The sequence below is a fragment of the Dawidia soli genome (genome assembly GCF_018598185.1).
Lineage (GTDB): Bacteria > Bacteroidota > Bacteroidia > Cytophagales > Cyclobacteriaceae > Ohtaekwangia > Ohtaekwangia soli.
This window is the reverse complement of sequence record NZ_JAHESC010000087.1, coordinates 1-12,087: the sequence shown is the minus strand read 5'-3', so window position 1 is coordinate 12,087 and position 12,087 is coordinate 1. Positions and strand designations below refer to the sequence as shown.

Below are 12,087 nucleotides of genomic sequence, written 5' to 3'. Positions count from 1 at the left end.
ATCAACATCAGCCACCCCCCAAATCCAATCTCCACCGAAGGATTACCCGTATCAAAGCCCTATCATACCCGTATCAAAGCCCTATCATACCCGTATCAAAGCCATACATTACCCGTATCAAAGCTATACCACACATATCCCTGAGCCATACCAGACATATCCCCGGGCTACATCGGGTCAGGCCTATCGGTTCTCTCCCAACTGTTTGATCAGCACCCGCATGTCCTTCGGATAGGGCGCCTCCACGGTCTTCTCCTCCCCGGCCAGGGTCGTAAAAGTGAGCGAAAAGGCATGCAGCGCCATACGCTTCATGATCGGCTGCTCCTCCGTCTGCTTTTTCAGATTAAAGCCACGTTTTACAGCCGAAAGGAAAAATGGCTTGCCGCCATACATTTCGTCGCCCGTAATAGAGGCGCTCAGCGTGGACAGGTGAATGCGGATCTGGTGCATGCGTCCCGTGACGGGGCGGCATTCCACCAGGGTGTGTAGCCGGTACGATTCCAGCGTGGTGAAATAGGTCTGTGCAGGCTTGCCCTCGCGCTTGCTGATCTTTACGATGCCGTCGTCCTGCTTGAGGATGGGCAGGTCCACCAGCGTGTCCTGGAAGCCGTGGTTGCCGTCTACGACGGCGTGATAGACCTTCACCACCTGCCGTTTCTCGAACTGCAGGCTCATGTGGCGGTAGGCCTCCGGGTGTTTGGCAATGGCCAGCACACCAGACGTGTCCTTGTCCAGGCGGTGGCACACCTGGGCATCGCCCGTGTAATCGCGGGCCAGCCCCAGGAGGTTTATTTTCTCGCGGCGGTCCTCCAACGTGGACAGGAAAGGCGGTTTATTGACAAATACATAGTCCTCGTCCTCAAAGAGGATCATGTCTTCGAATGTCTGCTTGGATTGCTTCAAAAGCGTGTTAATGGTCGTTCTTGTGATGATCGTTCTTGTCGCCGGAATCAGCCGGTTCCGGCTTAATCCGCGGCAATTTAAAACTAAAAGTAGAACCTTTCGCAGGAACGCTGACGACTTCGGCCCGGGTGTTGTGGCCGTCCAGGATGTGTTTTACAATGGCAAGCCCCAGGCCCGTGCCGCCCTTCTCGCGGCTGCGGCTCTTGTCCACGCGATAGAAACGCTCAAAGATGCGCGTCTGGTGCTCGGTCGGAATGCCTTCGCCAAAGTCGCGCACGTGGGTCACCACATTCTTTTTGCTGACGTCGAAGCTCACAACAACGTCGGAGTCGTCATGCGAATGTTTGATGGCGTTGGAGATCAGGTTGGTCATCACCTGGCTGATGCGCTGCCAGTCGGCGTACACGATGGCCTTGTTCTCGGCCCCCTCCAGGCGCAGCCGGATGCTGCGCTTCTCGCCCTTTTCTTCAAACTGCTCGAACACCTCCTCGGTGAGCTTATACATGTCGATGCTCTCGAAGTGCATCTTGATCTGACCCGTCTCGATGTGCGACAGCGTGAGCAGGTCTTGCACGAGTACGTCCAACCCATCAAGGCTTTTGGCGGCCTTCTTCAGGAACTTGGTGCGCACCGTCTTGTCGTTCACCGCGCCGTCGAGCAGCGTGTGTACAAAACCCTGCGCCGCGAAAATCGGCGTCTTCAATTCATGTGATACGTCGGCGATAAACTCGCGGCGGAACGCCTCGATCTTTTTCAGCTCGTCGATCTCCTTTTGCTTCAACTCGGCAAACGAGAAGATGTCTTCGTTGATGGTCTTGAGCGGGTTGAGCGACGAGGGCTTTTGTTTGTCGAGCTTCGACAGCTCTTTTTTCTTGAGCTTGGTGACAAGCTTATACACCTTGTTGATCTCGCGGAAGATCAGGAACTCCAGCACAACGAAGATCAATAGGTACGACACCGAAAAGCTGATGACAAACGCCACCAGCAGGGCGCTCACGTCAATGCTGCGGAACAGCGACAGGAAAAGAGTAGTGATGAACGCTATGCAAAACGCCAGCAACAGGGCCAGACCACGCGAACTGTAAACCATGCCCCAAGATAGTCGTTATCGGTTACCGCGGTATTAATTCAGGCTGAATTTATACCCCACCCCTTTTACGGTGGTGATATAATCGTCGCCGATCTTTTCGCGCACCTTGCGGATGTGCACGTCTACCGTACGGGCCAGCACGTATACGTCCGAGCCCCAGATGTTCTGCAGCAGGTCTTCGCGGCTGAACACTTTATTGGGGTTCTGCGCCAGGAAATACAGCAGCTCGAACTCCTTCTTGGGAAGGTTGACTTCCTTCTCGTTGATCTTGATGGTATAGCTGGTGCGGTCGATCGTCAGGTCGCCGATAGTGATCAGGCTGGACGGTGACGTTTTCTTCGAATCGCGGCGGAAGAGGGCGCTGATGCGGCTCATCAACGCGCGGGGCTTGATCGGCTTGGTGATGTAATCGTCGGCGCCGACGTCAAACGCGGCTACTTCTGAATACTCCTCGGAACGGGCCGTCAGGAACACCACGAAAGTCTTTTGAAGCTCGGGAATGTCGCGCAGCAGCCGGCAGGTTTCCACACCGTCCATTTTGGGCATCATGATGTCCAGCAGGACCAGATCGGGAACAAAACGCTTGGCAATGTCCACTGCTTTTGAACCGTCAGAAGCCGTTTTCACATCGTACCCGCCTTTCTCTAAATTGTACTTCAGAAGCTCCAGGATGGGTTCTTCATCGTCCACGACAAGCACTTTGTGCATCTGCTTGTTTCCCATAGTTCAACATTTTACTTCAAAAGTAGCCAGAAAAACACCTATTAAAAACAGCGGGTCGCTTCTTAATAATTCCTTAAGCGCACGTAACAATTCCTTAACATACCAGCGGGTCGATGTTGCGTCACAATCGTGTGAAACACACATCTCAGAACACGTCTATCTTTGGGTGACAGCGTTTTACAAGAAGGGATACACCTGGCTGAGATGCGCAATGTAGGCGCGCAAGTCCCCGCCGAAGTCTTCTTTCCACGCGCGCATAAAGTCTGTTTGCTTCGCCTGATACTGGCGGAAGTTCATGAAGTATGCATTGTTGGGTAACTTGTTCTTAAAGCGCTGCGACGGGTGTTTGTTAAGCCGGAGTGAAAGCGTATCGAGGTTCGTAACGATGCGGCGGATAGCCTCCTCTTTGATGCGCAGCTTCTCCGCTTTCGGCGCCTGCGGATCGAGCGCGCTGTATACACTGTCGAGCATCGCCGCGCCGCGCAGCATGTGATCGACATAGTGCAGGTAATCGCGGTCTTCGTCGATATACTCGGTATACTGCGGGGAGGCAGCACCGTATTTGTGAATCAGAAATTGCTCGGCCCCACGATCGCCGATAAAGGTCGCGAGGTTCTCGTTGAAGTCGATGCTGTCTTTGACAAAGATGGTAGCGTGCGACATCTCGTGAATAATGAGGTTGGCCAGATCGCCTTCGCTGCGGCTCAGCATCTTGCTCAGGATAGGATCGGTAAACCAACCGAGCGTAGACCACCCACCGGGGTTGCGTACGATCACATCGTACCCCTCCTCTTCCAATTCGCGCTTCAGCGCAAAGGCACGCTTCTCGCTGAAGAACCCTTTGTACGGCACCGAGCCCACGACCGGAAATGTCCATTCCTTGGGGGCCAGCTTAAACGCTTCGCTGGCCAGCACCACCCACATGACCTCCTTGCCTTTTTGATCGTATAACGTTTTATAGTTCTCGGTGTCTTTCAACCCGAGCGAGTCGACGGCATACCGGCGCACCTCGTCAATCAGCCGCAGCCGCGCCTTGAGCGAGTCGGGAAAGTGGGGGTCTTGCATGAACTCCTCCACCGGGCGGGCATTCCAGATAATGTTGAGCTGCCCATAGCCCTGGCGCAGTCCATATAAGACCAGGTCGCCGTAGATCACCAGCAGGACCACGATGACCAGGCCAAGGCCCGCCAGGATGCGTTTCAGGATTTTGCGCGTCTTTGCCATGAAAGCGTTAAAACGTCCAAGATATACAACCAAATCCCAAAAAACATAGCCCTGACCCCACCGGGAATTTTGATTTTCTATTTTAAATAGTATTTTTGAATCGAATTTTAACTAATTTTAATAGTTGATCAATTCGAACGAGGCACCTCAAGATCGGATTAAATAATAACCCGATCGGGCGAAGCAGGCATATTAACAATGTCGTACTTTCGCCTTAGGCTGACCCTCTACTTACCCCTAAGAAAAAAAAACAGAAATATGAGTGATGCAAAAAGTGACGCAAAAGAGAAACTGAAAGCGCTTCAGTTAACGCTCGACAAACTTGATAAGACCTACGGAAAGGGTACGGTCATGAAACTTAGCGATGAGAAGGTGGTAGACGTAGCGGCGATCTCGACAGGTTCGCTGGGCCTTGACATCGCCCTGGGCATTGGCGGTATTCCCCGCGGCCGTATCATTGAAGTGTACGGCCCTGAATCGTCGGGTAAAACTACCCTGACCATGCATTGCATCGCCGAAGCACAAAAGCGCGGCGGTCTGGCGGCCTTCATCGACGCAGAACACGCCTTTGATAAGAGCTATGCCGAAAAGCTGGGCATCGATACAGAAAACCTGCTGATCTCGCAGCCCGACAACGGCGAGCAGGCACTGGAAATTGCCGACCACCTGATCCGCTCCGGTGCGATCGACATCATCGTGATCGACTCCGTGGCCGCCCTCGTACCGAAAGGCGAATTGGAAGGCGAAATGGGCGAAAGTAAAATGGGCTTGCAAGCCCGCCTCATGTCGCAAGCCCTGCGGAAACTGACCGGCACCATCGCCAAGACCGGTTGTTGCTGTATCTTCATCAACCAGCTGCGTGAAAAGATCGGGGTGATGTTCGGCAACCCCGAAACCACCACCGGTGGTAACGCCTTGAAGTTCTACGCATCCGTGCGTCTCGACATCCGCCGCATCGGCCAGATCAAAGAAGCCGCAGACGACATCACCGGTAACCGCGTAAAAGTAAAAGTGGTGAAAAACAAAGTAGCCCCTCCGTTCAAAGTAGTCGAGTTCGACATCATGTACGGCCGCGGCATCTCTAAATCCGGTGAGATCATCGACCTGGGCGTAGAGCTCAACGTCATCCAGAAGTCAGGCTCATGGTTCTCTTACAACGGCAATAAACTCGGCCAGGGCCGCGACGCCGTAAAACAACTCATCGAAGACAACCCGGAGCTGTTGGACGAGCTCGAAGCCAAGATCAAAGAAAAGATCGCCGGCGAAGAAGGCAAAAAAGTGCTGGAAGCTGTCGACAAAGAAGACGAATAGTGTTAGCCATACAATCCATAAACAAAAACAGCGCGGTCAAAAGCCGCGCTGTTCTTGATTCCAGTCAGCCCTGTAAGGGCGTAATATAATAGCCCAGGCTAAAGGCCTGGGGTAACGGATTTATAACCGGCATTCAAGCCCTGTAGGGGCGTAACCATTTCGAGCCACACAGCCTACGTAGCCCGGATAGCATCAACCGGATCCAACCTCGCCGCCAGCGCCGCCGGCACAATACCCGACACCAACCCGATCACCGTCGACACCACCAGCCCCAACACAATATTGTTGATCGACAACACCACCTCCAGGCTCCCCATCGGGATCAGCGTAAGCAAAAACACCAGGATCAATCCCATCATCCCCCCGATCAGGCTCAGGAAGATTGCCTCGAATAAAAACTGGAAGAGAATAAAGTAATTCTTCGCGCCCAGCGACTTCTGCAATCCAATAATAGGCGTGCGTTCCTTCACCGACACAAACATGATGTTGGCAATACCAAAGCCCCCTACGAGCATTGAGAACCCGCCGATCAGCCAGCCGGCCACACCAATGACATCAAAGAGACTGCCGATAATATTCGCCAGCGCCTCCGGCCGGTTAATGGCAAAGTCGTCTTTCTCTACCGGTCGCAGCCCACGCCGCACGCGCATCACGCCGCGCACTTCGTTCTCCAGCTCTACCAGTCCAAAGTCCGACTCATAGCCCCGCAGGCCGATGCCCGACTCGAGCTCATTCCACCGCCCGGTGCCGGTCTGATAAAATTTGCGAAAGCCGTTATAGGGAATGATCGTGACATAGTCGTTGCTGGGCGTGCCGAGAAAGCTTTGCCCCTCTTTCTTTACTACACCGATAACGACAAACTTGCGGTTGCGGATCTTCACGGTCTCACCCGTGGGGTCATCCTGAAAGGGGAACAGCACCTTCGCCACCTCGTTGCCAATGACCACCACATTGCGGCCGGCACCCAGCTCATCGGCCGTAAAGTAACGGCCGTACTCAATGTTCACATTAAAGATATTGTCATAGCCCTCGCTGGCACCGACCAGCCGCACCTCCCCGATGCTGTTGCTTTTGTGTTTAACCGTCATGCTGCCGTGCTCGGCAAAAATGGACAGGCTGCTGGCGTGCTTGAGGTTTTCCTGCAGGAACTTAAACTCATTGACAGAAGGTGTAGGCCGGCGGAGGAAATCCCACCAGCGGTACTCCTCGCCCTCATTTTCAGGCAACCAGGGCCATTTATCCAGGTAAATGACGTTACTCCCCACGAACTTGAAACTGTCTTTGATATTTTTTTCCAGGGAATCGACCAGGGTGAGTACGAAGATAATGGCGAAAATGCCCACCGTCACCCCCAGCAAGGAGAGGACGGTACGAAGGATATTGGAACGCAATGCCGTCCAGGCAAACCTGAAACTCTCGAAAATCTGGCCTAAAGTCTTCATTTTAAACTACTAACGTAGCGGTTGCGGAATGGTTTGTCGGCCGGGGTAGCACCGGAATTACTCACTGTAGACCAAAAAAACGCATTTTTGTTACAGTACTGAAAAAAACAGGTCATTTTGTCGCAAAAGCCAATTGTTACCTTATTTTTGCAACCTCTTAAAAATTTACCCTTTATTGGGCGTCTTTTGCTTATACGAATATGAAGTTATCGGAATTTAAGTTCGAACTCCCCAACAACCTTATAGCCCTAGACCCAGCAGAAAACCGTGACGAGTCCCGGTTGATGGTCGTGCATAAAGACTCTGGCAAGATCGAACACAAGGTATTCAAGGATGTCGTTGAATATTTTGGCGATGGCGACGTGATGGTAGGCAATGACACCATGGTGTTCCCGGCACGTCTGTACGGCCGCAAAGAAAAGACCGGTGCCAAGATCGAAGTGTTCCTGCTCCGCGAGCTGAATGCCGACATGCACCTGTGGGATGTATTGGTAGACCCTGCCCGCAAGATCCGCGTAGGCAACAAGCTCTACTTTGGCAACGGCGACCTGGTGGCCGAGGTGATCGACAACACCACCTCCCGTGGCCGGACCATCCGCTTCCTGTTCGACGGCGACTCTGCTGCCTTCGACAAAGTAGTAGAGACCCTGGGCGAGACCCCCCTGCCCAAGTATATCAAAAGAAAGATCAAGCCTGAAGATAAAGAGCGTTTCCAGACCATCTTTGCAAAAAACAAAGGTGCCGTTTCCGCTCCTACCGCCGGTATGCACTTTACACGCCAGCTGCTGAAACGTCTGCAGCTGAAAGGTGTGGACATGGCCTACATCACCCTGCACATCGGCCTGGGCACCTTCCGCCCGGTAGACGTAGAAGATCTGACCAAACACAAGATGGACTCTGAAAACTTTATTGTAGGCAACGAAGCCGTCGATATCGTAAATAAAGCCCTCGACAATAAAAACAAAGTGTGCGCGATCGGCACCACCACCATGCGTGCGCTGGAATCGGCCGTATCGGCCACCAACCGCCTGAAGGCACGCGAAGGCTGGACGGACAAGTTCATCTTCCCGCCGTACGACTTCAAGATCTGCAACGCGATGATCACCAACTTCCACATGCCGGAGTCTACCCTCCTGATGATGGCGGCAGCATTCGGCGGCTATGACGTCGTCATGGAAGCGTACAAAGTAGCACGGAAAGAAAAATATAAGTTCCTGACATACGGCGACGCCATGCTGATCATCTAAGCAGCGTCCTCATCATAACCATGACAAAGCGGTCCCGACAATGTCGGGACCGCTTTGTTTTATACCACTCCGCGGCTATAATAACAGCGACGCCACCTCACGCCAGCTGTTGACCCGCGGCGACCAGGGCTCGTTGACGTTGTGCGGCGACGTGAACAGGATGCCCTGTCCCTCAAAGCCCTTGAAGTTGCGTATATGGTCGTCGATGAGGTAATCGGCGTTGATAATGCTTTTGGAGCCGCAGAACACAATATTATTCCACGGTATAAAAGGAAAATGCTCGTTCATCCATTCGAGCTTGTGTACGAGCGACATCTTGAATTCCATCGCCGCGCTGGCAATGAAGATCTCGTACTTCTTCGACAGCTCGCGGATCACCTCCTGGCTATCGGGCATCACGGGCAGATCTTTGAAGAACCCCTCGGTATGCGCATACTTCATCACATGGCTGCGATGATCGGCCGGTACTGCATCGCGCAGATACCTTCCACGACAAAGCTCCGGGTCGAGCCTGCAATTAAAATCCCGCTCGTACCACTCAAAAAAACGGTGATACGCATCGGCGATCACCTCGTCCATATCAATGGCTATTCGTTGCATGACTGATCGACATACTCCTGTGTCCCTAAAGCTATTCAAATAAATGACGCCCACCAATGCCTTCTTTTATGCACCTTTGCACCATGTCTGCACAACCCGAATATGCGCTGATCGTCGCCGGCGGCAAAGGCACCCGCATGAAGACCAGTCTGCCCAAACAGTTCCTGGAAATAAACGGGCGGCCGGTATTGATGCATACCCTCGACGCGTTTTACCGCTACTCCGCCACCGTACACGTGATCCTGGTCCTGCCTGACGAAGACCGGCCAACGTGGGAGGCACTGTGCCGGCAGCATGCCTTCACGCGTCCCCTGCAGATCGTAACCGGCGGCGCGTCGCGCTTTCAGTCGGTACAAAACGGCCTGCGCCACATTCACGGCGCCGGCCTGGTAGCTATACATGACGGCGTGCGCCCATTGATCAGCGAAGATATCATTGCTGCCTCCTTCCGCCTCGCCGCTGTACACGGCAGCGCCGTAGCTGCCGTAAGGCTTAAAGATTCCATACGCGTAACAGACCAGCACCATACGCGCGCGGTAGATCGCTCGCAGTACCGCCTCATTCAAACTCCACAGACCTTTAAACTGGATCTTATCCAGCAAGCCTACGCGTTACCCGAAGACGCTACGCTGACAGACGATGCCAGTGTCGCCGAGCGGGCGGGACATACTATTTCCCTCTTTGAGGGGAGCTATGATAATCTGAAGATCACCACACCAGAAGATTTGATAGTTGCCGAAGCGCTCTTGACTGCCCGCCAATAGAAGAACAAACTATAAAAAAGACGGGAGGCTAAGCCTCCCGTCTAAAGTGCGCATCTGGCGATTTCTAGCCCTGTTTCAGGGCGGACACTTGTGCCTGGCATTGTGCCAGTCTCCAGACTGGCATAGAATCCGTTGCTGGCCTGGATATTACCCAATCTCCCCCTTCTCCGCCTTCTTCTTCAATTTATCGTTCGCAAAGATCGCCACTTCCACCCGGCGATTCTGCTGACGACCATATTCCGTCGCATTATCCCCCACCGGCTGGTCGGGACCATACCCCACAGTCGTGATCCGCACACCCGTCACCCCCAGCGTCTTCAGATAAGTCGACACCGACGCCGCACGTTTTTCAGAAAGCGATTGATTATAATCGCGCTTACCCGTAGAGTCGGTGTGCCCCTCGATGAGGATATTCGTATCAGAATACTTATTCAACACCTTCGCCAGATCCTGCAGGTTGGTTTTTGAAGAAGCGGTTAGCTCGGAAGAGTTGACGGCAAACTGAATGCCCTGGTGGAAGGTGATCTTGATGCCTTCGCCTACACGTTCCACTTCGGCACCTTCGAGGTCTTTCTTCAGCTCGGCAGCCTGGCGGTCCATGTAACGGCCGATGAAATACCCCGCGGTGCCCCCCACCGCCGCACCGATGATGGCGCCGGCAGCGGTATTACCGGCTACCTTGCCGATCACAGCGCCGGCAGCAGCGCCGCCTGCCGTGCCGATGATGGCCCCCTTCGTGGCTTTGTTGGTGTTCTGGCAAGAGGCCAGCAGGATGCAAACGGTGAGCAGATACGCAATGATGCTTCTGCCTTGGAAAAAATGTACCATAGATATACTCGTAATAGTTTAGATGGCTTTTAATCGTGGACGACACACGTTAGTAAACGCTGTCGTTCTGATAATGCTGCCGGGTAACGGTATAATCCGGTGAATGGACCGGTCCGAACAGCAAAGAGGCCACCCAAGGGGCAGCCTCTTTCTGGTTACAAAAAATACCCGCCAGCGGGTCTGTTAATATTCGTCTTCGTTAAAAAAGAAGTCTTCCTTCGTAGGATAGTCCGGCCATATTTCTTCAATGCTCTCATACGGCTGCCCGTCGTCTTCGAGTTCCTGGAGATTTTCTACTACCTCCAGTGGAGCACCGGAACGGATAGAGTAGTCGATGAGCTCGTCTTTTGTCGCCGGCCAGGGCGCATCTTCCAGGTAAGAGGCAAGTTCCAGAGTCCAGTACATATGCTTAAATCCTCCTTTTAATTTTTCGCAAAAATAAAATTAATTAGTAAAGAGTCAACAGTCATCGCCGTTCTGTCGCTTTTTGACTTCATAGGTGGTATATCGCCTGGGTAACCGCTTGATAGCCAAGGAAAGTTCAATTCCCTGAAAGAATCAAAGAACTGCAGAAAATCTGGGCACTGTAAAGTAAAAAAACCATATTTGCGGCCAATACAACGCAGTTAGGTCGATATCCCGTGCCCCTGGTCTTTTCCCGGCAACCGGTTACTACTTCAACTACGCAATTCCACAATTTATTTTAATCATGGCTGACGAAAAGATCATTTTCTCGATGGCTGGCGTAAATAAGATTTATCCGCCCAGCAAACAGGTCCTGAAAAACATTTATCTATCCTTTTTTTATGGCGCCAAGATCGGCGTACTGGGTCTGAACGGTTCCGGAAAATCTTCGCTCCTGCGCATCATTGCCGGGATCGACAAAGAGTTTCAGGGAGAAGTGGTGTCAGACCTTAGCTTCAGCGTCGGCCTCCTGGAGCAGGAGCCGCAGCTCGACAAAACCAAGACCGTAAAAGAGATCGTCGAAGAAGGCGTGAAGGACGTTGTAGCGCTGTTGAAGGAGTTCGAAGCCATCAACGAAAAGTTTGCCGACCCCGCCGTCATGGAAGATCCCGACGCCATGGATAAGCTCATCACCAAACAAGGTGAGATCCAGGAAAAGCTCGACGCGGCCAACGCCTGGGAGCTTGACAACAAGCTGGAGCGTGCCATGGATGCCCTGCGCTGTCCCCCCGGCGAGGCGAGCGTCGAACACCTGTCGGGTGGTGAGAAACGGCGGGTAGCCCTCTGCCGCCTGTTGCTGCAGGAGCCCGACGTACTGCTGCTGGACGAACCCACCAACCACCTCGACGCCGAGTCGGTATACTGGCTCGAACAACATTTGAAACAATACAAGGGTACCGTCATAGCCGTAACGCACGACCGCTACTTCCTCGATAACGTAGCCGGCTGGATCCTGGAACTGGATCGCGGCGAAGGCATACCCTGGAAGGGCAACTACTCGTCGTGGCTGGACCAGAAACAGAAACGCCTGATCCAGGAAGAAAAGAGCGAGTCCAAACGTCAGAAAGCCCTGGAGCGCGAGCTCGAGTGGGTGCGCATGAACCCCAAAGGACGCCAGGCCAAAGGCAAAGCCCGCTTGAGCGCCTACGAGAAGCTGTTGAGCCAGGAGACCCGGGAGCGCGAAGAAAAACTGGAGCTCTTCATCCCGCCCGGACCCCGTCTGGGCAACAAGGTGATCGAAGCCAACGGCGTGGCCAAAGGCTACGGCGACAAGCTGCTCTACGAGAACCTCACCTTCTCCCTGCCCCCGGCCGGCATTGTGGGCATCATCGGCCCCAACGGTGCGGGTAAGACCACGCTCTTTAAAATGATCATCGGCAAAGAGCAACCCAATGCGGGCAGCTTCGACGTGGGGGAGACGGTAAAGATCGCGTACGTCGACCAGGAGCACGACGACCTCAAGCCCGAAGATACCGCTGTCTCGTTTACGC

Annotated in this window: 12 protein-coding genes; 4 read left to right on the top strand and 8 right to left on the bottom strand. The window is 53.4% G+C overall.

All coding sequences use genetic code 11. The annotated features are described in order from the left end of the window. Positions 1 to 183 precede the first annotated feature (183 nt). The 4 genes from KK078_RS29760 to KK078_RS29745 all read right to left on the bottom strand — a co-directional run bounded on the left by KK078_RS29760 (position 184) and on the right by KK078_RS29745 (position 3,940). Positions 184 to 873 carry an RluA family pseudouridine synthase gene (locus tag KK078_RS29760; protein ID WP_254094575.1) on the bottom strand — a complete coding sequence of 230 codons (690 nt, stop codon included), beginning with the start codon at positions 871 to 873 and terminating at the stop codon, positions 184 to 186. A 37-nt stretch (positions 874 to 910) separates the two neighbouring features. After that, entirely contained in the window at positions 911 to 1,993 is a 1,083-nt protein-coding gene (locus KK078_RS29755) for a sensor histidine kinase (protein ID WP_254094573.1), read from the bottom strand. A gap of 33 nt (positions 1,994 to 2,026) precedes the next feature. Then, positions 2,027 to 2,716: a response regulator gene (locus KK078_RS29750; RefSeq protein ID WP_254094571.1), complete on the bottom strand. Its 690-nt coding sequence runs from the start codon at positions 2,714 to 2,716 to the stop codon at positions 2,027 to 2,029. 177 nt (positions 2,717 to 2,893) lie between these two features. Beyond that, positions 2,894 to 3,940 (bottom strand): aminopeptidase, encoded by a 1,047-nt coding sequence (locus tag KK078_RS29745; protein WP_254094569.1) that lies wholly within the window; start codon positions 3,938 to 3,940, stop codon positions 2,894 to 2,896. Positions 3,941 to 4,198: 258 nt separating this feature from the next. On the opposite strand from KK078_RS29745, the gene recA reads away from it, so the two are divergent. Continuing rightward, entirely contained in the window at positions 4,199 to 5,251 is a 1,053-nt protein-coding gene (gene recA / locus KK078_RS29740) for a recombinase RecA (protein ID WP_254094567.1), read from the top strand. Positions 5,252 to 5,424: 173 nt separating this feature from the next. On the opposite strand, the gene KK078_RS29735 is transcribed toward recA, so the two are convergent. Next, positions 5,425 to 6,693, bottom strand: coding sequence for an ABC transporter permease (locus KK078_RS29735; protein ID WP_254094565.1), 1,269 nt, complete (start codon positions 6,691 to 6,693; stop codon positions 5,425 to 5,427). Positions 6,694 to 6,893: 200 nt separating this feature from the next. Here KK078_RS29735 and queA point away from each other — a divergent pair, with 200 nt between their 5' ends. Beyond that, on the top strand, positions 6,894 to 7,940 hold the full coding sequence (queA, locus tag KK078_RS29730; protein WP_254094563.1) for a tRNA preQ1(34) S-adenosylmethionine ribosyltransferase-isomerase QueA: 1,047 nt from the start codon (positions 6,894 to 6,896) through the stop codon (positions 7,938 to 7,940). Between the two features lie 75 nt (positions 7,941 to 8,015). Here the strand turns inward: queA and KK078_RS29725 are convergent, their stop codons facing one another. Further along, on the bottom strand, positions 8,016 to 8,540 hold the full coding sequence (locus KK078_RS29725; protein ID WP_254094561.1) for a 5' nucleotidase, NT5C type: 525 nt from the start codon (positions 8,538 to 8,540) through the stop codon (positions 8,016 to 8,018). A gap of 83 nt (positions 8,541 to 8,623) precedes the next feature. On the opposite strand from KK078_RS29725, the gene KK078_RS29720 reads away from it, so the two are divergent. Further along, positions 8,624 to 9,304, top strand: a complete 681-nt coding sequence (locus KK078_RS29720) for a 2-C-methyl-D-erythritol 4-phosphate cytidylyltransferase (RefSeq protein WP_254094559.1) — start codon at positions 8,624 to 8,626, stop codon at positions 9,302 to 9,304. A 147-nt stretch (positions 9,305 to 9,451) separates the two neighbouring features. Here the strand turns inward: KK078_RS29720 and KK078_RS29715 are convergent, their stop codons facing one another. Further along, positions 9,452 to 10,132 carry an OmpA family protein gene (locus tag KK078_RS29715; RefSeq protein WP_254094557.1) on the bottom strand — a complete coding sequence of 227 codons (681 nt, stop codon included), beginning with the start codon at positions 10,130 to 10,132 and terminating at the stop codon, positions 9,452 to 9,454. Positions 10,133 to 10,315: 183 nt separating this feature from the next. Next, positions 10,316 to 10,537 carry a DUF2795 domain-containing protein gene (locus tag KK078_RS29710; RefSeq protein ID WP_039751840.1) on the bottom strand — a complete coding sequence of 74 codons (222 nt, stop codon included), beginning with the start codon at positions 10,535 to 10,537 and terminating at the stop codon, positions 10,316 to 10,318. A 304-nt stretch (positions 10,538 to 10,841) separates the two neighbouring features. Between KK078_RS29710 and ettA the strand changes: the two genes are divergently transcribed. After that, a partial coding sequence (gene ettA / locus KK078_RS29705; RefSeq protein ID WP_254094556.1) for an energy-dependent translational throttle protein EttA occupies positions 10,842 to 12,087 on the top strand: 1,246 nt, incomplete at its 3' end.

What these genes read in the sequence shown, in the direction of transcription:
- KK078_RS29715 (WP_254094557.1), bottom strand. Translation starts at nt 10,132, where the DNA reads ATGGTACATTTTTTCCAAGGCAGAAGCATCATTGCGTATCTGCTCACC.
- KK078_RS29735 (WP_254094565.1), bottom strand. Translation starts at nt 6,693, where the DNA reads ATGAAGACTTTAGGCCAGATTTTCGAGAGTTTCAGGTTTGCCTGGACG.
- KK078_RS29760 (WP_254094575.1), bottom strand. Translation starts at nt 873, where the DNA reads ATGATCCTCTTTGAGGACGAGGACTATGTATTTGTCAATAAACCGCCT.
- KK078_RS29745 (WP_254094569.1), bottom strand. Translation starts at nt 3,940, where the DNA reads ATGGCAAAGACGCGCAAAATCCTGAAACGCATCCTGGCGGGCCTTGGC.
- KK078_RS29710 (WP_039751840.1), bottom strand. Translation starts at nt 10,537, where the DNA reads ATGTACTGGACTCTGGAACTTGCCTCTTACCTGGAAGATGCGCCCTGG.
- KK078_RS29720 (WP_254094559.1), top strand. Translation starts at nt 8,624, where the DNA reads ATGTCTGCACAACCCGAATATGCGCTGATCGTCGCCGGCGGCAAAGGC.
- KK078_RS29750 (WP_254094571.1), bottom strand. Translation starts at nt 2,716, where the DNA reads ATGGGAAACAAGCAGATGCACAAAGTGCTTGTCGTGGACGATGAAGAA.
- queA (WP_254094563.1), top strand. Translation starts at nt 6,894, where the DNA reads ATGAAGTTATCGGAATTTAAGTTCGAACTCCCCAACAACCTTATAGCC.
- KK078_RS29725 (WP_254094561.1), bottom strand. Translation starts at nt 8,540, where the DNA reads ATGCAACGAATAGCCATTGATATGGACGAGGTGATCGCCGATGCGTAT.
- KK078_RS29755 (WP_254094573.1), bottom strand. Translation starts at nt 1,993, where the DNA reads ATGGTTTACAGTTCGCGTGGTCTGGCCCTGTTGCTGGCGTTTTGCATA.
- recA (WP_254094567.1), top strand. Translation starts at nt 4,199, where the DNA reads ATGAGTGATGCAAAAAGTGACGCAAAAGAGAAACTGAAAGCGCTTCAG.